Source organism: Zestosphaera sp. (assembly GCA_038727705.1).
In the GTDB taxonomy this organism is placed as follows: domain Archaea; phylum Thermoproteota; class Thermoprotei_A; order Sulfolobales; family NBVN01; genus Zestomicrobium.
Genome location: JAVYVJ010000001.1, coordinates 240,522 through 261,474 on the forward strand (window position 1 = coordinate 240,522; position 20,953 = coordinate 261,474).

At 51.0% G+C, this 20,953-nt stretch carries 22 protein-coding genes, 1 tRNA gene and 1 pseudogene; 16 read left to right on the forward strand and 8 right to left on the reverse strand.

Annotated features, from left to right (window positions below; all coding sequences use genetic code 11):
* Positions 1 to 48: 48 nt before the first annotated feature.
* Together QW772_01255 and QW772_01260 are read right to left on the reverse strand one after the other, a co-directional pair.
* Entirely contained in the window at positions 49 to 2,445 is a 2,397-nt protein-coding gene (locus QW772_01255; protein MEM0037553.1) for an SdrD B-like domain-containing protein, read from the reverse strand.
* A gap of 1,000 nt (positions 2,446 to 3,445) precedes the next feature.
* A tRNA-Arg gene (locus tag QW772_01260) sits at positions 3,446 to 3,520 on the reverse strand.
* 81 nt (positions 3,521 to 3,601) lie between these two features.
* Here QW772_01260 and QW772_01265 point away from each other — a divergent pair.
* Entirely contained in the window at positions 3,602 to 6,433 is a 2,832-nt protein-coding gene (locus QW772_01265) for a DNA-directed DNA polymerase I (GenBank protein ID MEM0037554.1), read from the forward strand.
* Here the strand turns inward: QW772_01265 and QW772_01270 are convergent.
* Complete coding sequence (locus tag QW772_01270) at positions 6,404 to 7,267, reverse strand: nicotinamide mononucleotide deamidase-related protein (protein MEM0037555.1); 864 nt, start codon at positions 7,265 to 7,267, stop codon at positions 6,404 to 6,406. The two genes, QW772_01265 and QW772_01270, sit on opposite strands and share 30 nt — an antisense overlap.
* A gap of 5 nt (positions 7,268 to 7,272) precedes the next feature.
* Positions 7,273 to 8,142: an MBL fold metallo-hydrolase gene (locus QW772_01275; protein MEM0037556.1), complete on the reverse strand. Its 870-nt coding sequence runs from the start codon at positions 8,140 to 8,142 to the stop codon at positions 7,273 to 7,275.
* 51 nt (positions 8,143 to 8,193) lie between these two features.
* Between QW772_01275 and cutA the strand changes: the two genes are divergently transcribed.
* Positions 8,194 to 8,559, forward strand: a complete 366-nt coding sequence (gene cutA / locus QW772_01280; protein ID MEM0037557.1) for a divalent-cation tolerance protein CutA — start codon at positions 8,194 to 8,196, stop codon at positions 8,557 to 8,559.
* Positions 8,560 to 8,582: 23 nt separating this feature from the next.
* Here cutA and QW772_01285 read toward each other — a convergent pair whose 3' ends face one another.
* Positions 8,583 to 9,353: a tRNA (adenine-N1)-methyltransferase gene (locus QW772_01285; GenBank protein ID MEM0037558.1), complete on the reverse strand. Its 771-nt coding sequence runs from the start codon at positions 9,351 to 9,353 to the stop codon at positions 8,583 to 8,585.
* A gap of 254 nt (positions 9,354 to 9,607) precedes the next feature.
* On the opposite strand from QW772_01285, the gene QW772_01290 reads away from it, so the two are divergent.
* The 8 genes and pseudogenes from QW772_01290 (at position 9,608) to thyX (ending at position 15,585) form a co-directional block, all read left to right on the forward strand.
* Positions 9,608 to 9,937 carry a hypothetical protein gene (locus tag QW772_01290; GenBank protein MEM0037559.1) on the forward strand — a complete coding sequence of 110 codons (330 nt, stop codon included), beginning with the start codon at positions 9,608 to 9,610 and terminating at the stop codon, positions 9,935 to 9,937.
* 93 nt (positions 9,938 to 10,030) lie between these two features.
* Positions 10,031 to 10,675 (forward strand): uracil-DNA glycosylase, encoded by a 645-nt coding sequence (locus QW772_01295; protein ID MEM0037560.1) that lies wholly within the window; start codon positions 10,031 to 10,033, stop codon positions 10,673 to 10,675.
* A 6-nt stretch (positions 10,676 to 10,681) separates the two neighbouring features.
* On the forward strand, positions 10,682 to 11,137 hold the full coding sequence (locus QW772_01300) for a hypothetical protein (protein ID MEM0037561.1): 456 nt from the start codon (positions 10,682 to 10,684) through the stop codon (positions 11,135 to 11,137).
* Between the two features lie 201 nt (positions 11,138 to 11,338).
* Positions 11,339 to 13,126, forward strand: a pseudogene (locus QW772_01305) (ATP-dependent DNA ligase).
* Positions 13,127 to 13,201: 75 nt separating this feature from the next.
* Positions 13,202 to 13,504: a 50S ribosomal protein L35ae gene (locus QW772_01310; GenBank protein MEM0037562.1), complete on the forward strand. Its 303-nt coding sequence runs from the start codon at positions 13,202 to 13,204 to the stop codon at positions 13,502 to 13,504.
* A gap of 230 nt (positions 13,505 to 13,734) precedes the next feature.
* Positions 13,735 to 14,214: a Mut7-C RNAse domain-containing protein gene (locus QW772_01315; protein ID MEM0037563.1), complete on the forward strand. Its 480-nt coding sequence runs from the start codon at positions 13,735 to 13,737 to the stop codon at positions 14,212 to 14,214.
* Between the two features lie 16 nt (positions 14,215 to 14,230).
* Positions 14,231 to 14,905 carry a TIGR00296 family protein gene (locus QW772_01320; GenBank protein ID MEM0037564.1) on the forward strand — a complete coding sequence of 225 codons (675 nt, stop codon included), beginning with the start codon at positions 14,231 to 14,233 and terminating at the stop codon, positions 14,903 to 14,905.
* A 17-nt stretch (positions 14,906 to 14,922) separates the two neighbouring features.
* Complete coding sequence (thyX, locus tag QW772_01325) at positions 14,923 to 15,585, forward strand: FAD-dependent thymidylate synthase (protein MEM0037565.1); 663 nt, start codon at positions 14,923 to 14,925, stop codon at positions 15,583 to 15,585.
* Positions 15,586 to 15,590: 5 nt separating this feature from the next.
* Here the strand turns inward: thyX and QW772_01330 are convergent, their stop codons facing one another.
* The 3 genes from QW772_01330 to QW772_01340 are packed head-to-tail and all read right to left on the reverse strand — an operon-like array spanning position 15,591 to position 17,060.
* Positions 15,591 to 16,226 (reverse strand): HAD family phosphatase, encoded by a 636-nt coding sequence (locus QW772_01330; protein MEM0037566.1) that lies wholly within the window; start codon positions 16,224 to 16,226, stop codon positions 15,591 to 15,593.
* The gene (locus QW772_01335) at positions 16,223 to 16,516 is read right to left on the reverse strand and encodes a hypothetical protein (GenBank protein ID MEM0037567.1); all 294 of its coding nucleotides are present in this window, start codon (positions 16,514 to 16,516) and stop codon (positions 16,223 to 16,225) included. Before QW772_01335 ends, QW772_01330 begins: the two co-directional genes overlap by 4 nt.
* Positions 16,503 to 17,060 (reverse strand): hypothetical protein, encoded by a 558-nt coding sequence (locus QW772_01340; protein ID MEM0037568.1) that lies wholly within the window; start codon positions 17,058 to 17,060, stop codon positions 16,503 to 16,505. The genes QW772_01335 and QW772_01340 overlap by 14 nt, the downstream gene beginning before the upstream one ends.
* 55 nt (positions 17,061 to 17,115) lie before the next feature.
* Here QW772_01340 and QW772_01345 point away from each other — a divergent pair, with 55 nt between their 5' ends.
* The 6 genes from QW772_01345 (at position 17,116) to QW772_01370 (ending at position 20,822) form a co-directional block, all read left to right on the forward strand.
* On the forward strand, positions 17,116 to 17,358 hold the full coding sequence (locus QW772_01345) for a hypothetical protein (protein MEM0037569.1): 243 nt from the start codon (positions 17,116 to 17,118) through the stop codon (positions 17,356 to 17,358).
* A gap of 189 nt (positions 17,359 to 17,547) precedes the next feature.
* Positions 17,548 to 18,084, forward strand: a complete 537-nt coding sequence (dcd, locus tag QW772_01350) for a dCTP deaminase (GenBank protein ID MEM0037570.1) — start codon at positions 17,548 to 17,550, stop codon at positions 18,082 to 18,084.
* 180 nt (positions 18,085 to 18,264) lie between these two features.
* Positions 18,265 to 18,585, forward strand: a complete 321-nt coding sequence (locus QW772_01355; GenBank protein ID MEM0037571.1) for a hypothetical protein — start codon at positions 18,265 to 18,267, stop codon at positions 18,583 to 18,585.
* Positions 18,582 to 18,806 (forward strand): M14 family zinc carboxypeptidase, encoded by a 225-nt coding sequence (locus QW772_01360; GenBank protein MEM0037572.1) that lies wholly within the window; start codon positions 18,582 to 18,584, stop codon positions 18,804 to 18,806. The genes QW772_01355 and QW772_01360 overlap by 4 nt, the downstream gene beginning before the upstream one ends.
* 91 nt (positions 18,807 to 18,897) lie before the next feature.
* Positions 18,898 to 19,722: a hypothetical protein gene (locus tag QW772_01365; protein MEM0037573.1), complete on the forward strand. Its 825-nt coding sequence runs from the start codon at positions 18,898 to 18,900 to the stop codon at positions 19,720 to 19,722.
* Positions 19,692 to 20,822: a hypothetical protein gene (locus tag QW772_01370; GenBank protein MEM0037574.1), complete on the forward strand. Its 1,131-nt coding sequence runs from the start codon at positions 19,692 to 19,694 to the stop codon at positions 20,820 to 20,822. The genes QW772_01365 and QW772_01370 overlap by 31 nt, the downstream gene beginning before the upstream one ends.
* Positions 20,823 to 20,953 lie beyond the last annotated feature (131 nt).

Here is a 20,953-nt window from a genome sequence, read left to right on the forward strand (position 1 = left end):
ATGATGATTAAGGAAAAACAGGTTTTATACTTCTTCGTTTTAGTGCTTCTAAACCATCGGTTCGCACGGTATGCCTACGACAGCATGCACGATCACGTAGACCTGGCCTGAAAGCCCCGATACACTACCTTCGCTACCTGTGTATGGATACTGTCCTGGAGCCACTGTTTGCACTGTAGTCCGTCCCTTCTTATATGTTGGTAATGGATTAGATCCAACGTAGACGTGAACCTCCTCCTTATGCCCATCGTTCTCAAGTATGTATGGACTCACTAGATTTACCTTCCAAGTGAGGGTTCCAGTAGCGCTATCATACACTATACTCACGCTCCCGACTTTAGTTCCTTTAGTGAGGTCATTCCGACCCGCACCTGCATATATGTCCCACGTGTATGTTCCGTAACCTATAGGTCCGTTAGTCCATCCCCAATTACTGAACCCGTAGTTAGTGAAAGGTATCGCATAGCTACCGCCGTAAGCGTAGGCCGTCTCCCAACAGTACACCAACGGCATCCTATTCCCGAAGTTTTTGTTTTGTATGTTTGCTCCTGATGTTATTGTTACTTGATGTGTTCCTGGTGCTGGTGGGTATGTCTGACTCCACCCTGCCTGAAGAACCTCACTAACTGTGTAAGTTCCCGGAGGTAGATTCACGAACTCGTAGTAGCCGTTAATGTTCGTTGTCGTCGTGCCTATGAGGGTTGAGTCTCCATAGAGGTTAATAGTCCACCCTTCAAGACCTGGCTCATTAGTGTCCCACACACCGTCGCCGTTTAGGTCGTTCCACTTATAGCCGCTGATCTTGCCTAGTTTGAAGTTTGTGAATGTGTGGCTGTATGTTCCTCCGCTTGTTACTGTCCCGAAGTCGTGTTCTGTCGAAGCATCTAGTGAGGTCCATCCTGCGGGTATTACCTCGTCGACTTTGTAGCTTCCAGGTCCTAGATCGCTCCACGTATAGCATCCGTCACTGCCAGTAGTCTTAGCATCGAACAGTACGTTGTCCTTATAGAGCCTCACAGTCCATCCAGCTACGGGCGTGTCATCCGATGAGAATCCGTCACCAGTCACGTCCTCGTATTTGCATGCAGTTATCTCGACGTTCTTGAAGTTGCCGAAGTTTTTGTTCTGTATGTTTGCTCCTGAAGCGACGTTTACTATGTAACTACCTGTTGATGGCGCTGTTTGCGTCCATCCTGTGGGTAGCTCCTCACTTACCCTGTATAGGCCTGCCGTCAGTCCTGTGAATTCGTAGTAGCCGTTAATATCTGTTGTGGTTTGATCCACCAGCACGAAGTCGCTGCCATCCCATTTCAACAGGTTAATAGTCCAGTCTTCAAGAGCAGGCTCACCTAAGCTCCACACACCATCACCGTTAAGGTCATTCCACTTATAGCCACTGATGTTACCTGGTTGATAGTTCCCAAAGTTCTTGTTGGTCACGACTCTTTGTTCTTCTGTTATTGTTACTTGATGTGTTCCTGGTGCTGGTGGGTATGTCTGGCTCCATCCCGCCTTGAGCGTCTCCATAATGTTGAAGGTTCCGAGCGGTAGCTCGGAGAAGGTATAGCTTCCGGTAGATGTGGTGGTTGTCTGCAGGACTATGTGATGTCCAACCTCATCGTATCCATCTAACGTTATGACCCAACCCTCTAAACCTGGCTCGTCGGGCTCCATGTCAGCCCCATCAGCGTCTAAGTCGTTGAACTTGTACCCAGAGATACTTCCTGAGGCGTAGGTGACCGGGATACTCTGCGTCTCTGTCTTCGTCCCTGTGTAAACTAATGCTAACCCGACTTGTAGCGAGGCTCCGGGGAAAGATGCAGCACCGTTGTGAGGTCCTGGCACGGGTTGTTGGGACCCCGATTCGTCGGGGTCTATGGGCGTCATGACGGTTTTCCAATAGACTGTTTCAGCGAGGTGTGCCTGGAAGTATATAATCAACGTCTCACCTGGTCCTAGAGTCCCGAAGCTTCCTGCATTGAATTGATAATAGTTTTGCCTCACCCCACCTTGGTATTTGAAGAACGCGTTGTAAACGTCTGGCGTGATAGAATTATAGCTGGCAGGAGGGAATCTAGATGTGAAGTCTATCGAGCTCCGAGGACCCTTGGCGTACATCCACATCACCTCTGCATCTATACCTACTGCGTTTTTCCCGGCGTTGAAGTAGTCGTAGAACGAGTTTATCTGTGGTACCTGCGCAGCCACGTTCTGCTTGTTCGTGATAATGAATTTGAAGCCGACGAGATCTCCCTCAGGATATCCTGCTAGGTTTCCGGAAACCCATGAATTGCTGACTCTATCCCAACCCCAAAGCTCTGTAGTCCAGTCACTTGTTGCAAATGTTGTGACTGCTGTTGATAGCGTAATTAGTAATACTGCTGGGACCGCTAGTGAAACCACTAGCACTAAAACCGCTACTATTCCTTTACTTTTCAATTCCATTTCTCTACTCACCTTACTTGGCTGATGAGATGCTAAAAGCGTGGAAAGCCTTCCTGGAGTTTGTCCCTGAAAACCTCTCGCCGCTTTTGACATCTCGTTTTTAAATTTTGACTTCAAAGTTAATAAACCTATCGTTAACTTTATCAATTAAAAAATTTTAGTTACAATAACAACACCCTATAATTAACCTTAACAAACTATTCAAATAAATTTAAACACCTAGTCTTTAAATTTCAAAAACATAAATCACAAACTAGAATTAATATCGATCCTTATAACGGGGTGTAGGGATAGGCATCTACGGGATGCTCGTTGAAGACAAAGCATTCCTGATTATAGAGAAGCCCCTGGAAATGAGGCAGCGCTTCAAGTCCTCAATGGATCTGATTTAGAGGTTTTATTCTCTCGATCCAGCTATCATGTTAGCAAAACTACGCTGAGAAGTATGATTAGAAGATCCCGTTTTCCGTCCTAGGTTTTTGTAGGTTTTTCTAGGACGGGTTGTGCCTCTTGCCCTGCGGTTCACCGTGGCTACTAGCCACTCTACGCAGGGGTCATGGACACCGTTCGAGCCCAACGGCACGGGGCTCACATCTAGTTTTAGAGCTATGTTCCATGCACCAACTACATCCCTGTCGTGGGTGAATCCGCACTTCCCGCACTTCACAAACCTAGGGGCTCAAGCTCTACGTGATGTTCTCCAGGAGTGTTAAGCAAGAGGAGAACTACAGTAAGGTTATCGGCGTAGCCCAGGACAATCCTGCTGTGATTGGTTACGATCGTGATAGCCCTGCGATCGGGTAGTATGAGTAGAGTTACGTTGTTCTCGTTTACATCCACACCTCGTCGGAGGTGATCTACGCTCTAACAATACCTGTCTGAGTGAATGATTGTTCAGACGCGTTGAGTCTTCGCGGAGGCGTTCAACGGGGAAGTTCTCGGGGGTTTTTGCGGAACAGGGAACGCTGGAAGGACTTTTAATCAATGATGTAAAGAATCTCGGGCCCGCCGGGATTTGAACCCGGGATCTCCGGCTCCGAAGGCCGGCGCCTTATCCTGGCTAGGCCACGGGCCCAAGGTAGTATGGCGTCGCGTGTTTTAAGTATTCTCTGTTCTCATTAGTTCATATGGAATTATTGTCTTAACACGTTATTTAGTGTTACTCACAACTAAATCTTTAGGGTTGGGTGTGGCTAGAGGTAGAAGGAATTACGTGAACGGCGGGGCTAAGGCAGGTGGCTCTAGGAGACTTACTGAATTCATTAAACGTGAATCTACTGAGGGCTCGGGATCCGGGACTGAAGTCCTTCCTTCTTCAGGCCGTTCCGGAGGGGCTGAGACCTCTGGCCCGCCATTGAGGAGACCTAGTTTCAGCGTTTCTGTTGGCGGCGTCGAGTTTGACGTTTTCCTTGACTCGATGAGGAACTCACCTTATTCCTCTTCTATCAGCAGTCTTGAGTTCTCCGATGAGGTTCCTGAGTCGTACTTCCTCGGCTCATATTACAGCGGCGAGCTGAGGAAGGCTTACCTCAAGTTCTACGACGATGTTAGTGGCAGAACGTACATCTGGGTCGATAAGACAGGTCACATGCCTTACTTCCTGACGGATACCCCCCCTGAGGAGCTTGGCCAGAAGATAATTAAGGATAAGTCTTTCGAGAGGGTCGAGGTCGTCAGGAAACATGACCTGCTGAGGGTCAAGGACGTCACGCTCACTAAGGTCGTTGCTAAGGACCCTCTCGCGATACCGCGGATGCGCACCCTCGTCGCAAGCGCCTGGGAGGCGAACATAAAGTATCACGACTGCTACGTCTTCGACAACGGGTTAATACCTGGCATGAGGTACACAGCCAACGGGAGGGGGGTAAGCATGATCCAGCCCAAGCTCGGCGATGACGTGATGAGCCTGTACAAGAATGTGGTCAAAGGCGAGGAGGAATTGCTGGAGCTAGCCCTCAGGATGGCCCCCCTCTTTGAGGAGAGACCACCGAGGATGAGGAGGCTGGCCGTCGATATAGAGGTCTACACGCCGACGAGATTAAGGGTCCCAGACCCCTCCGAGGCCCACTACCCGATCATAAGCATCGCCCTGGCTGGAAGCGACGGTCTCAGGAGGGTTTTGGTTGTCTACAGGGAGGGACTCAACATCGAGAGCGTTGACAGATTAAGAAATCTCAACACGGAGGTCGAGATCTTCGACAGTGAGAGGGGGTTGGTGCTGGAGGTCTTCAGGACGATGAACAGCTACCCCCTCATTATAACCTTCAACGGCGATAACTTCGACCTACCCTACCTTCACAACAGGGCTGTGGCGCTCGGCATAGACCCGCTCTACATACCGATAGAGGACGTTAGGGATTTTGTGGGCATCAGACATGGGTTCCACATAGACCTCTACAAGTTCTTCAGCATTGAGGCGATCCAGAACTACGCATTCAGTCAAGCATATAAAGAGAAAACCCTCGACGCAATAGCTCAGGCATTACTTGGCGAGACTAAGGTGGTGATAGAGGTGAGCGTGAGTGACCTAACGATGGACAGACTCGTTGAGTATAACATGAAGGACGCAGAGCTCTCGCTTAACCTAACCACATTCAACAACGAACTCGTCTGGAAGCTGATAGTGTTGATAATGCGTCTAGCTAAGATGTCGCTGGAGGACGTCACCAGGCATAAGGTCTCCGCATGGGTTAAGAACCTCATGTACTGGGAACATCGGAGGAGCAACTACTTAATACCTGAGAGGGAGGAGCTTAAGAGACTTAAGGGGGAGGTCAAGACCGCGGCCAAGATAGGAGGTAAGAGGTACGCAGGAGCGATAGTCATCGACCCGGTTCCGGGCGTCTACTTCAACGTGGTTGTGCTGGACTTCGCCTCCCTATACCCGAGCATCATCAAAGTGTGGAACCTCAGTTACGAGACTATAGATCCTCCGAGCGGGTGGTGTGAGGACGGCGAATTAATTAACGTGACGGACGAGAAGGGGGAGATCCTGCACAGGGTGTGTGTGTCTAGGAAGGGCATAACGTCGGCGCTCGTAGGGCTTCTGAGGGACTTCAGGGTCGGGGTTTACAAGAAGCTCGCTAAGCAGGCTAAGGTGGAGGAGCTGAAGAATTGGTATGATGTGGTTCAGAAGGCTCTTAAGGTATATGTCAACGCGAGCTATGGGGTTTTCGGCCACGAGTCATTCCCATTCTACACGCCCTCACTAGCCGAGTCCGTCACGGCCCTCGGCAGATACGTGATAACCAGAACTCTCTCCAAAGCCGGAGAACTCGGCCTTAAGGTACTTTACGGGGACACCGATTCGCTCTTTGTGTGGAGTCCTGAACCTAAGGCTTTAAACACCCTCATTGAATGGGTGGAGGATGAGCTCTCTCTTGAGATAGAGCAGGATAAGACGTACAAGTACGTGGCGTTCGCCCTCAAGAAGAACTATATAGGGGTTCTTGAAGGAGGCAGGGTGGACGTTAAGGGGTTGGTCGGGAAGAAGAAGAACGTGCCTAAGATACTTCAGGACTCCTTCATAAGGATCCTAGAACTCATCAGCAGGGTTGAGGGCACTGCAGACTCTCTTGAGGGTGTGAAGGATGAAATCAGGCGCGAGGTCAGGGAGTTGTACCTCAGGCTGCGGAATAAGGACTTCACGCTGGACGACGTCGTCTTCAAGACTACGTTGAGTAAGGACGTAGAGTCCTACGTTAAGACCACGCCTATCCACGTTAAGGCGGCGCTCCAGCTCAAGAGGCACGGCGTGCCTGTCGAGAGCGGTGTGACCGTGCTCTACGTGAAGGTCAGAGGGTCGAGCGGTGTTAAGCCCGTCCAACTGGCTAAAGTGGAGGACGTGGATACTGCGGAGTACTTGAGAACTGCTAAGTCCATGTTCCAGCAACTGCTAATGCCCTTCAGCATATCGTGGGAGGAGGTTGCGGGGGGTGTTGGGCTCACGCACTTCACTTCAGGAAATAACTCCACCCTCATTCATTAACTCTCTCTTGAGATCCTCTAAAACCCTTTCGATAGTCCTTTCCGCGTCCTCCAGTCTCTCAGCAGACACCTGAACGTAAACCTCGAGGACCGGCGCCCCCATCTCACGACCTTTCGGGTGCGTCTTTATGTAGATATTCCCGTACTTGTGGAGGAGCTCCTTAACCACCCTAGCGGCTGATGACTCGGGAACGTTGGTTACGGTGAAAGTCCTCTCGGCTAAAACCCTCTTAACGCCTAAACCCTTAAGCCTTGGCTCCACCCAGGACTCCCACATGGCCTCAAGCTCTTTAGGAACTCCCGGAAGTGAAACTATTAACGTCCTTCCGTGTCTCACTAAACACCCTGGCGCTGTCCCCACTTCATTAGGTATGACCTCACATCCTTCAGGCAGGCGGGCCATCTTAATCCTCTCGGGAGTCAGGGGTAGTTTAAGCTTCTCATACTTCTTCCTGACCATCTCTAGAGCGAGGTCGTTGATCGCTAGCCCTCTCCCCACCGCCTTAGCAACCGCCTCGAGGGTTACGTCGTCGTAGGTGGGGCCCAGACCGCCGGTGGTCACTATCAGGTCGGGCTCGCTCTCAAGCACGTAGGACAGGAACGTTGATATGAGTCCCACATCATCCACCAGCGACACAACCCCCAGAACGTCGAACCCTAGCAACGTGAGTCTCCTGCCTATGTATGAGGCATTGGTGTTCACAACCCTCCCGCTCACGACCTCAGTGCCTAACGTGAATACCCAGGCCTTGCTGTACATGAGGACATCCCATAAGGAAGTATGGGATCTAGCTAATATAGGATGGCTTGGGTTGTTCGCCGACGGTTTCTTCATCACCGTTATCTTAAGGTGATTTCCATACCTGCCTGGAGGGGGATGAATTTATCGCCGTATCTTTTGCTGAGCTCTGCCTGAGCTCTGAATCCCGTGCAGTGGCCTGCAGCTATCATGTCTATCTCGTACTGTGAGAGCTCTCTGACCACATCCTCTACCTCGTTTTGGAGTGCCTTAATTAGGTGCAGGCCGCCGACAATGGCTTTAACCCTCTTAGCGTTTGTGAGGTCCACAGCGTGCTTGACTATGTTCACTATGCCTGAGTGGCTGCAACCGGTCATTAAGGCAATCCCATCCCTCAACACGGCGATCACGGAGATGTCGTCCATCATAACATCATCAACCAGCCTGAAGTCGTCGTCAACGGTTTTGAATCCCTGCCACGCAACGGGGATGTACCTCCTCACCTCGCCGGTCGTCATCAATCCCGGCGCAAGCTTCAGAGGGTCTCGCGTGAGCACCAGCATCCCGCCTAGCCCAGCGACCCTCTCCCTGAAGTCCATCGGAACCCCCGTACATCTAAGCTTAGGCTCTAACGCTAGACCGGGCTTCAGGAGGTTAGGGTGCGCGACTATAGGTATCCTCTCCCTGCCGACGGCCTCAAGCACTTTATAGAGACCGCCGACATGATCCCAGTGCCTGTGGGTCAACACTATTAAGTCTATGTCCTTCGGATTCACCCCCATCAGACTCATGTTGTGGAGGACGACGTCTCCGTTACCACCTGTGTCAATTAAGACCGTGATCTCGGAGTCCCGGCCGTACGCCTCAACCAGAAGCGAAATGCCGTGATGCCCTAGACACTGCGTTCCGAACATCACTTGATCGTCTGCGAGAACTCTCACCACGACGCTCTCTAAGAAGTCCCCAACCAATTATAACACCATTTTAAGATAACCAAGAGTAGTTTAATAAGGGTGTGTGGGTTGAGTTCCGCATCAGGTGATGAGATTCTCCAGTATTCAGTTGTGCTGGTTACGGGTCCTGAGGGCGAGATGGCTGAGCTTGCTAGGAAGCTTGTTGAGGCTGGTTTGGCCGCCTGCGTGAACGTTTTGAATGGGGTCAGGTCTATCTACTGGTGGGAGGGACGTGTTGTCGAGGACGTGGAGTCTCTGCTTGTGATAAAGACGGAATCGGGCAGGCTGAAAGATTTGATGGATTTTATTAGGGGGAGTCATCCATATGAGGTACCTGAGATCATATCCCTGAGCATAGCCTCAGGCAATCCAGACTACCTGAGGTGGGTCTCAGACTCCGTTAGGAGGTTCGGGGAGCAGGTGGAAAGGGTTTGAAGGACTTCGTTCTCAGGCACTCGCTACAGGTCTATGAAGCGGGATGTAATTACATATCCCGTGTGTGTGACGCCCACAGACTTAGGCCTTAACGCCTCCGGGCTCGCCTGGTACTCCCTTAGAAGAAGTTCAGAGACTTTAACTTTGATGAGACGCCTAAACCCCTTGACGTGCTCCAAGACCTTCAGAACTTGATTGACTGACGGGACGAACATTATCACGGGGGCTGAAGGCTTTAGAGAGTTCTTCAGATGGGGGAAGACCTCCCACGGGTTAGGCATGTCGAGGAACAGCGCGTCCAGATCCCTCTCATCTATCCCCTGCGTTATGTCCCTATTCTTTATGACTACTCGCTCGGAGAGCCCTGCGTTCTCAAGGTTATTTAGAGCTACTTTAACATACTCTTCATTTATCTCGTACCCATAGACACGCCCGTCACGTCCTACAAACCAAGCCAGAACTGCCGTCAGGAAGCCCGTGCCTACCCCGGCCTCAGCAACTCTGGATCCTTCCCCAACACCGGATTCAAGTAACATGTACGCCAGGTCCTTAGGGTATATGACTTGAGTAGCCCTCCTGAAGAACTTCATCATGAGGTCCGTCAGCGTTGGCTTTACAACATATGCTGTAACGCCTGTACTGAGCCTAACTCTAGACCCCCACTCGAGTCCGATGAGATCGTCCAGTCTTAAGTACCCCCTGTCGGTGTGGAGGATCTTGCCCCCGGCCACCCTAACTATCTTAGACCTCCTCTCGTCAACGTATATCAGCACCAGGTCTCCCTCCACTATCACAGCTGAACCCTCAAACTAATCTAATCAGCAACGTGTTTAAAGCAAGCAATCAGTTCTGGTATTACTCTTCACCGATCCGAAATACCAGCCATCATCACTCAAGAGTAATCTATGTTACAACCCCTAAATATGTGTAGTACTGTGGGGTCCTAGTTGATAAGCCCGCATTACGTGTTCCCCCTGCCCACGACATTAAAGGGTCTAGCCTCTCCAACTGAAAGTTATTAATTCCGGTGAGATCCATATGATACGGGGTGAGTGGTTTGGGCGGCGGTAAGAAGAAGAAAACTATATCGGCTGCTGAGAAGCAGCAGAGGAAAGAGGAGTTAGGGGAAGTTAAAAAGCCTGAGAGGAGGGATAAAGGTGCATCAGCTATTGCATCACTCGAGATCGACGACGCGCTTCTGAACAGAGCGCTATCCACTATCAAATCCTCTGACGTGGTCACGACCTACCAACTGGCTACCGCTTTGGGCGTGAGAATGTCTTTAGCTAGGAGGGTTATAAAGGAGTTAAGTGCGAGGGGCGATGTCAGGATTATAGATAAGTTCAGGGCCCTGTACGTGGTGGGTAAGGCGGCTTAACCCTACATGCCGGTTCTCAAGACGTCCACGCAATCTTTTTCACGCCATCAAGTTATATGTGCCTCATCCTCAAGTATATTTAGGGATGTTTAGTTGGGCAGAAGCGATGATTGGGCTAGGCTTTCCTCTGAGATCTCCAGCTGTGTTAAGTGCAGGTTATCAGGGAGCCGATCTAAGGCGGTTCCGGGGGAGGGGTCTCTGAACGCTAAGCTCATGTTCATAGGGGAGGCTCCGGGGAGGAGTGAGGACGAGGTGGGCAGGCCTTTCGTCGGCGCTGCGGGGAAGCTCCTCACCCAGCTTCTGGAGGTGAACAGTATTAAGAGGGAGGAGGTGTTCATAACGAACGTCGTTAAGTGCAGACCGCCTGAGAATAGGGAGCCCCTCGAGGACGAGATAATGAGTTGCGCCCCCTTCACGAACAGCATAATCCAGCTGATTCAACCCTCAATCATAGTCACGTTAGGCAGTTACTCAGGTAGGTACGTTCTCGAGGACCTCGGCGGTCTCCGTTGGTACGGTGTCACTAGAATGAGGGGTAAGGTCTACAGCATCAACTTATTCGGGAGAAGCACTACGGTAGTGCCTACCTATCACCCGGCGGCCGCGCTTTATAACCCATCCCCGAGAGCCGCTCTAGAGGAGGACTTCAAGCTGATAGCATCTAAGTACAGGGAGGTTCTGCAGAGTGAGGTTAGGACGGGTGGGCGTAGGAGGACTCTCCTCGACTATGTGGGGTGATCCCGTTTGAGCAGTGAGGTTAAGGTTAACAACGAGGACCTGAGGAATTACGTGAGGAGGAAGATAGAGGAGCTGAGGAACGAGCTACAGTACTTGGAGGAGTTGCTGAGGATCCTCGAGGGTGAGAGAAGTCTCGACGCGTCGCTAATGCAGGCATCACGGGTCGATGTCATAACGGTGGACAACAACGTGGTCGCGAACGTGATAGTGTCTCAAGACACTATGAGGATAATACTCTCCGAGGCGTTACCCGCCAACCACCCGCTGATGACCTCATTCCTCGCCAGGATTCTTGAGGAGCAACGTGACAGAGGGCTCATAGAGTCCTACAGAATCAATGAGAAGAGGGGGTACGTGTACGACATAGAGATTAGGGGCAGGATAAATAATCTCCTGTTCAGAGAGCTTGAGGCCGCGGTGTCTTACGTGTGGTCTAACATGCGTGAGAAAACCTCCATATAATTCAACATACACCACTATCTCCGAGAGTCGTTGACCTCAGCGTAACACTGAGAAGGCATGGATACCTTCTTGCCGGGTTCTCATCATCAAATTGTATGGCCCAATCGAGTATTTAAGCGTTTCACACACCGCTATCTGTATGTGTATTTAAGCCCCGCTAACCGTAGTTTATCTCGGGTGTGATGCACGGAGTTTAGAGTTGTCGTCGATGTTCTAGATAAGATTGAGAAAGTATCCTCTAAGAATGCGAAGACTGCTTTGCTTGCAGGCCTCCTTAAAGACACCCCTAAGGAGGTTATTGACAAGGTAATATACATCATACTCGGTAAGATATGGCCTGAGTGGAGGGGGATGCCTGAGATAGGCATGGATGAAGAGCTACTGGTTAAGACCATAGCTAAGGCCACGGGGGTTAAGGAGGCGGAGGTAGATAAGATGCTCAGGGAGCTCGGCGATCCAGGGCTCGTCATAGAGAACTTGAAGAAGGGTGAGAAGGGCTCCGCAAGGGACTTGAGCAGGTTTATTGGTAAGGGTGCTGGGTCAGGCCAGCTCAGCGTTGAAAGGCTCTATGAGACGCTGGCTAGAGCCGCGATAGCCAGCGGCGAGGGGAGTAGAACCCTCAAGATAAACCTCATCGCCGGCCTCCTTAAGGAGGCCTCCCCCCTAGAGGCTAGATATATAGCTAGGTTCGTCACCGGCAGTATGAGGACTGGGATTCAGGACATGACGGTCATAGACGCGCTCGCTATAGTGTTCTACGGCAGTGCGGACTACGACACAATTATAGAGAAGGCGTACTACGTCAGGGCGGGGGATCTGGGTTTAGTGGGTAAGTTGCTGGCCACCCAAGGCACGAGCGCTATAGAGAAGATTAAGCCGGAGGTCGGGATACCTGTGAAGCCCATGCTCGCTGAGAGGGAGAGTGACCCTAAGACCATACTGAGTAAAGTCGGCGGTAGAGCGCTTGTTGAGTACAAGTACGACGGTGAGAGGGGGCAGATCCATAAGAAAGGTGATGAGGTCAGGATCTTCTCGAGGAATCTGGAGGATATAACTCATCAGTACCCGGATGTTGCGAGGTTGGCTAGGGATAACATATTGAGTTCTGAGGCCATAGTCGAGGGAGAGATAGTGGCTGTAGACCCTGACACAGGTTTCCTTATGCCCTTCCAGGAGCTGATGCATAGGAAGAGGAAGCACGACGTCCATGAGGCTGTCGAGGAGATCCCTGTAAGCGTCTTCATCTTCGACGTGATGCTGAACGAAGGTGAGGACATGCTGGACAAGCCCCTCCCCTACAGGAGGGAGGTTCTGAGGAGGATAGTTAAGGAGGTCGAGAATTTCAAGATAGCGCACAACGTCCTCGCTGAAGACCCTCAGAAGCTTGAGGAGTTCTTCCTCAAGGCTATTGAGGATGGTGCTGAGGGCGTTATGGTGAAGGCAATCCACGACAACTCCATCTACCAAGCCGGGGCTAGGGGCTGGTTGTGGGTTAAGTATAAGCGTGATTACAAGAGCGAGATGGTTGATACGGTTGATCTGGTGGTCGTGGGGGCGTTCGCCGGCAGGGGGAGGAGGAGCGGCAGATACGGGGCGTTGCTCATGGCCGCCTACGACGAGGAGAGCGATTCCTTCAAGACTGTCTGTAAAGTCGGCACGGGCTTCAAGGACAGAGATCTAGAGGAGATGACTGAAATGCTGAAGCCTCATGCACTCAGTTATAAACCGCCCAATGTGGATTCGGAGATGGTGCCTGACGTGTGGGTGATGCCTCACTACGTGGCCGAGATAATAGGAGCTGAGTTAACGCTCTCGCCAGCGCACACATGCTGCAGGGATTTAGTGAGGAAGGGCGCCGGCATCTCCATAAGGTTTCCGAGATTTATTAGATGGCGTCTCGAGAAGTCGCCCGACGATGCAACAACGACTAAGGAGATCCTCGATATGTACAGAAGGCAGTTAAAGAAGATCGAGGAGTCTAAGACCTGAATGTCGAGTATTAACTGGGTTGCGAGGGAAAATATTTTAAGAGGGTTCATCATTAATTCTTGCAGGGATTAGCGGATGAGTTCGAGAATTCCGGTAGAGCTGGGTGTGGGGGTGCTGGTAGGCTATAGAGTCGGCTCCAGAGGGCAGAACAGTAGTCAGGTATTCGTGAAGGTCTTGACAACCATCCTTAAGAAGCCCCACAACTTAGTCGGGGCTAAGATCCTTGCGAAGGACGCTAAAGGGAACACGTACACAGGACGGGTTATTAAGGTTCACGGGAGCGGCAGGAACGGAACGCTCATAGTCAGGTTCAACAAGAACATACCCGGCCAGCTACTCGGCGTTAAGGTCTCTATCTACAGGACTCGGAGCGGCTGACCAGCTTCTGTTGCAGGTCCTCCGCTCAACACGCGGTTCAGACATTATTGTAGCACATGATGATTGTGGCTTACTGTGTGGCGGGCATTAATCAATTCGCGCTGAGCATTGTGATTTTTATACTGCTGAGCGTCGCCTGGGATGGTTAACGGGAATAGCGTCTCAGAATATGGTTCAAGCCTTGTCAACACTTATTACAAGTGATAATGACTATAGTTTGGTAGCGCATAATGAAGTTCGTTGCTGACGCGATGCTTGGGAACCTGGCTCGCTGGCTGAGGATGCTGGGTTACGACACACTCTACTCTAAAAGTTTTGAGGATTGGAAGCTGTTGCGTGTTGCCGAGGAGGACGGTAGAGTCCTCCTAACTAGGGATGAATCCCTCTTCAGGAGGGCGAGGAGCAGGGGCCTAAACGCCGTTCTCGTGATCTCAGACGACGTGGCCGAGATGCTCGCGTGCGTGACTGCTAGAACAGGTGTGAAGCTGTTCTTCGACCCCTCGAGGACCAGATGCCCCAGGTGCAACACGCCCTTAACTAAGATAAGCGGTGCTGAGGCGCTGTCTCTGCTTAAGAGTGAGTTAGTGAGTAAATATGATGAGTTCTGGAAGTGTGGTAAGTGCGGCAGGCTATACTGGCAGGGTAACCATTGGAGAACAATTAACGAGACTCTTGAGAGGGCGAATAAATTAATTACGGAGTCGCAGTAATCTATTAGGTTAGACTATGGCTGAGACTTACGTAGATCCTGAGGAAGTGGGATTGGAGGACGGGTTCTTCCTAGTCAGGCTTGCCAGAAGCGCTGTGGAGGGGTACTTGAGGAGTGGTGTGGTGATGAGGATGCCTGACGACACACCGCAGAGGCTGAGGAAGCTTGGAGCGTCATTCGTCACGCTGTTAAAGCTCAGAGGTCGTGGAGGGCGTGAGTTAAGGGGATGCATAGGCTACGTGAAGCCTGTCGAGCCTTTAGCGCTTAACGTCATCCACGCGGCCATAGCTGCCGCAACGGAGGACCCGAGGTTCACACCGCTCAAGATCGAGGAGTTGGATGAAGTGGTGTTCGAAGTCTCTGTCCTATCAGGTATGGAGGAACTCCCGCGAGATCCTAGAAGAAGGCCTGAGGGGTTCATCATAGGTAGGGACGGCCTAATGGTTGTACACGGTTTCTACAGTGGATTGCTGTTGCCTGAAGTCCCTGTTGAGTATTGCTGGGACAATGAGGCGTTCCTTGCGGAGACCTGCTTCAAGGCAGGGTTAAGTCCTGACTGCTGGCTTGACGAGGATGTCAAGGTTCTCAGGTTCAGGACGCGCACGTTCAAGGAGGTCAAGCCGGGAGGGGGCGTAGTTCTCAGAGACCTAAGGGAGGAATATACTGCGGGTTGTGGGAGGGTGGTTAGGTAGCGGGTTCGGTGGGCCGTATGGAGGTGAAGCTGATCGCTTGGACTGGAGGGCTTCCGAAGGACGCTAGGAGGTTGATAGTGCTGGCCATCAAGACCTCGGCCGGCAAGCTCGGGTTGAAGAGCGCGGAGCACTATCTGAAGCACTACAGCGAGGACGATGTGAGGAGACATATTGTTGAGTCCTTCAAGTATCCGACCGTCCTAGAGCACGTGGTCTTCACGTTCCTGATTGAGGGGATATCCAGAGTCGCTTCCCACCAGCTGGTCAGGCACAGGATAGCATCATATACGCAGGAGAGTCAGAGGTACTCAGCTGTCGAGAAGGGGTATGTAGTTCCCGAGACAGTCGTCAAATCCGGGTTTGAGAGCAGGTTCAGGGATTTCATGGAGAATGCCTACAGACTCTACGACGAGATGGTGAAGGCAGGGATCCCGTACGAAGACGCGAGGTACGTCATGCCTCAAGCAGTGACTACGAGGTTACTGATGACCGTCAACTTAAGGGAGTTAATGCACATAGCCTGCTTGAGGTTATCACCGCATGCCCAATGGGAGCTCAGAGAGGCTGTGAGGTTGATGGTTAAAGAGGCTAGTAGGGTGGTTCCTGAACTGCCACAGTTGCTGGAAAGCTCCTGTGATGATTTGATGCAGGGTTTAGGTGAGAACGTCAGTAGCCGCTAACCACGCTATCTATAGCTTGCGATTAAACCTGCGAGTTCCCGCAGATCCTTTATGACGTGCTGAGGCCTTACATCAACCTTCCTGCATTCCTCTCTACATATGAGAACCGAGACCGCCCCCAAGGCGTTCGCCGGCATCACATCGTACTCAGTATCCCCTACTATAATGGCATTTGTCGGGTTTACGTTAATCATCCTAAGCGCACTCAAGAAGATCTCAGAATCTGGCTTCCCCCTGCTCACTAAGTCACTGCCCACTACAGAGTCGAAGAAGTCTCTGATTCCTTTAGCGTTAAGAACAGTCTCTATAGTTTCAACGTTAGTGGATGAGGCCACTGCGAGTCTTAAGCTGTGGACACGCTTCAGACATTCTAGAACCTCCGGCACCTCGGGGTAGAGTCTCACCTCGTCCACTCTGGTCAGGTAGAGTCTTCTCTTGAGTCTTGCCAACCTCAAGGCCTGTGTTTCCTCGTTCACCAGCTTCCTAGCTATGTCCTCGGCGGACAGACCTACAAGACCTCTCACGAACTTCTCGTCGACTGGTATATCTAGCCTCCGGCACGCCTCAATCCACGTCGAGACGTGCAGGTCTACAGTGTCTGCAAGAGTTCCATCCAGATCAAACACCACTCCCTTGATCATCGAGGGGCACCCAGGCCGCGCACGAGCATTTCGAACACAGCTATCCAGGCTATGAAGGATGAGGAGTAAATGAGTGAGAGGCCCCTAGGTCGTCCCCCGCCCCCTCTCATCCTATGTACTGCCACATAGATGGGATAGCTTACGAGGTAAGTGGTCAGAAGCACTATGTCCACGCTCATGTTCGTCGGGCCTAGCGTCGCTCTCAATGCGTAGGACATAAAACCTAAGAGGCTTCCGAACAGCAGTCCGAACATTAAAGCCTTACTCATTTCCGACTTAGGCAGCCTCATCGAGACACCTGCTCAAGTACTTACTAAACTCACACAGCACACTTAATAAGTCTCTCACTGAATCAATTCTGCAGTCGTAGGACTGCACTGGGAGTTCCGTCGGGGAGGCTCCTAAGGTCTTGCGGACTGGGTAGGCTCTCAGCTTAAACGCATTCCCAACTCTCCTGACTTCTACAAGGACGTGGCCCCCTCCCAGAGCTTTAGCGCACCTTAAGGTGTCGCCTAACGTGATGCAGCTAATTGAATGCGCTTCAGGTGCGGCAAGGCACTTCCTCACGACCCCTAGTTGCTGGAGGTTCCGCACATACAGTACCCCACACCTACACCAGTCCAGTAAACCGCTAACACTTTCCACCAGCCCCAACACCCTAGCGACGTACCCCTCACTACAGGGTGCTCCGTGAAGACGTACCCTCATGAAGCCGGTCGCGACGTCCGCATAACTCACCCAGCCCTCAAACTCCTCAACTAGTCTGTAGACTTTCAGGAAATCGCCTCTAGCACTGATTATGAACTCGCTTACTACGACCTCACGCACTCTCAACTCCCGAGGCTAATATTAAGATTCAGTTTAAGATATTGTTTTGAGGTGTGTTGAGTTGGGTCTTAAGCTAGAGTGTATTGTGTGTGGAAGGAAGTTCAGCCAAGGTCAGGGCGTGGTTGTGACTTTAGGCGGGAGGAGCTACAGCTTCCACAGCAAGGGATGCGCTTTAAAGTTCCTTAAGAAAGTGTTGGAGGGCGTTGAGCAGCAGAAGATCCTCGAAGTCGCTGAGAGGGTTGCTGAGGAGTTCAAAACAGTGCTTAAGGAGAAGGCCGAGAGCGTGGCTAAGAAGATAGCCTGAGGTCACTTAAGTCCTTTGGCAGGACTCCGCCGATAAAGGTTATTATGCCTCGACGTGAGGAGATCCTGGAATGAGGAGTGTGGCGGTCTCTGACACGTGATGTCTTAGGAGCCCACTGACCGGCTATCAAGCATGTTGTTGCCACTGCTCCACTGCCCTTTAATGTCGTCACTCAGTATGTTATTGGTGGTGTGTTTGATACTCTCGGATTTCGACTTGACGTGGTACTTAAAATCTGGGAGGTTAGTGATAGACCCATACGATGAGGAGATCATTAGGGAGAATGGGATTGACCTGCGCATCGGTAGTGAGATAGCCAGGCTGAAGCCGGTTAACAAGGTTCTTGACACTAAAGACTGCACCGCAGATTTGAGCGAGTTCTATGAAATAATATCTGGCGATGAGTTCGTGATATATCCTGGCGAGAGGGTCCTTATGACGACCCTCGAGTACGTTAAACTACCTAACGATATAATGGGCTTTGTGGAGCTCAGATCTTCCTTCGCCAGACTGGGTCTCACAATACCACCCACGATAATCGATGCGGGCTTCGAGGGCAACATAACCTTAGAAGTGCACGGATCCATATTCCCGGTGAAGGTATATAGGAGTCAGAGGTTCGCGCACATCATATTCTCTAAAACACTGAACCCGGTTATGAAGCCCTACAAGGGCAAATACCAAGGGCAGAGGGGAGTTACATTACCTAAACTGACTTTAACGTGATGCGTTGGATCTCAGGTCCTTACGGATTTAATGCGATGCAAACCTCACCCGCCGAAATCCGCATCGCATTAGCTTTCTAGGCTTGTAGTACATTTAGTACAACAATAATATCATTCGAATATATATAACTTGTCCCAATAATAATGAACTTGAGGTGTAGCTATAAAACGTGCTCACCTCATGGCGGTTGCTACACTAGCCTTAGTGGTGTTGGCCGTGAATGCTACGGGTGTTGTGGGCATTGGAGGCCGCTCATGGTTGCCCATATTAAGTGATCAGAAATTAATACCCTCGCCCGAGGAATACTTTGGCTACTTCATAGGTGATAACTACAGGCTGACGTACTGGAGTGATGAAGTCAGCTATCTTCGACTAGTCGCCAACCTATCGGACAGGGTTGAGGTTGCTGAAATCGGCAGGACTTCAGGCGGTAGACCAATCATATTGGTCGTGGTTTCAAGTCCTGACAACCTAGCCCGTCTGGAGTACTTAGAGATATAGCTCGCAAGTTAAGTGATCCGAGAACAGTTCACGTTGATGATGCTGTTCAACTAGCGCGTGCAGGTAAGCCTATTGTATTTCTGATGGGTGATCAACACTCCAACGAAGTGGATCATTCTGAGGCGGTGATGCAGTTCGTGTATGAGTTGGCTACCAGGAACGACGCTAAGACGGTCGACATACTTAACAACGTCATAATAGTGTTCTTACCTTACAGCTAATCCGGACGGACATGACGTCTATAGAGACTGGTACTACACATACTCAAAGACCGCTTATGCGGGGACGATCCCGCCGGTTTACGGTGTGCCGGTGTCTCATGATAATAATAGAGACTGGTACGCCCTTAACTTGTATGAGACTCAAGTCATAACGTCATCCATACTGTACTGGAGACCGCAGATCTTAGTCGATAATCACCAGATGGGGTCTTACGGTTACCGTATGTTCGTGCCTCCTGAGATGGATCCAATAAATCCAAACGTTAATCCCCTTATCCAACAACTGAAGTTCATGGCTGGAGGAGCTGTTGTGACCGGCCTCCAGGCTAACGGGCACCACGGAGTCACGTCCTTGCAGGTCTACGACCTCTTCTACCCTGGCTACACGGATTCGAGTTGGTCCCTCCGCAACATAGTCAGCATGACTTGGGAGATAGCTAGGAGCAACGGCGCTGACCCGATATATATTCAGCCGAGTGAACTAAGCTCTGCTGCAAAAACCCAAGCTACGTACCACATGCAGCCGTTGGAAGGCGGTTGGTGGACTCTAAGGGATCAGGTCAACTATCGTATAACGGCGTGGTGGTCCCTGCTGGAGAATGTAGCTCTGAACAGGTTCCAGTGCCTCTACTACACCTACCTAGCGGCCAAGGATAACGTTGAGAGGGGTATGAACGAACCGCCGTACGCCTTTCTGATACCTCCATATTCTAGAGACCCTGCCTACTTGTGTGAGATGATAAACAGGCTAACACAGTTAGGCATAGAGGTCAGGCAATTACGGACTTCCTTCTTCTACGATGGTGTGACCTACCAAGCCGGCACCTACGTGATTTTGATGAACCAGCCTAATAGGGGATTTGCTAAAACATTCTTGAAACCCAGGTGCTTGGGATCGAGTACTTCTACGACGTGACCGCTTGGTCCTACGGACTAATGTGGAACCTTCCCGTGGTTCAGGTGAACAGCAAGGAAATCTTAAGCGTTAGCGTTAGTGCTTCGCTCTCAACATGTACACCGCCTAAAGGGTCTGTGACTGGAACAGCGACGTACGCCTACGTATTCAACCACACCCTCACAGGCATTAAGGCGGTAAACGATTTACTGAGAGACGGTCTATGGGTCTATTTCCACGCCGGGGCCTCAACAAAAGTTGACGGAATGACCCTGGAGTCAGGCGCTGTGGTGGTTCCTGTACTCAATGCTAAGACACCCACCTACAGCTACATGAATTCCCTGGCCGAGAAGTTCGGTCTGAAGATCTATGCTGTGAACGCGACATTGAAGGTTCCTCTGTATGAGATACGGGGTGAGCCGCGGATAGCTCTCTACGCACCTCAGAGGTCCGGCACTCAGTCAATGAACGCGGGATGGATTAAGATAATTCTAGGGAGGTATAACTTCAAGTACGATGTAATAAGTGATAATAACATAACCACCGTTGACTTAGGCAAATACAACGCGATAATAATACCTGATGAATCGCCAGCCACAAGGATAGTGACAGGCATCACGGGCTATCCACTTAAGAACGGCATCGGCACGGACGGGTTGGCAAGGCTGAGAAAGTTCGTTGAGGATGGAGGTGTGCTTGTACTGCTTAACAGAGCCTGTAGCCTGCCTATAACCTACGAAATGACGACGGAAGTTAAACTCGCTGAGATGACAGGGGTCTCCCTACCAGGAACCATCGTCAGAGCTTACGTCAATACAACGCATTTCCTTGGGTGCGGGTTAACGCCGGAGATTGGGGTGTTTGCACTAAGCAGCCCTGCATTCATAGCCCCTTCAAAATACGTCGTGTCTAGATATCCTGACACATCGGATAAGGTCTGGCTCAGCGGGTTCATCAAGGGACAGGGGGCGCTGGCCGGTAAGGCCTCACTACTGGACCTGCAGCTGGGTAAGGGTCGCCTGGTAATGTTCGGCTTCGACCCTACGTACAGGGCCCAATCAGCAGGGACTTTCCTCTTCGTCTTTAACGCGATATACTATGGTTTAGCTCGCCTTAAATAATCTTTTTTATTAGGCAAACCGACACAGTCCTCACCTACCATGTTTGCGCGAGTTAGGAGTTATGCGTGGTCTTAACTTAAGAGGTCCTAATTAACTGTTAGCAAGTTGCAAGGGCTGAGGGTAGAGCTATA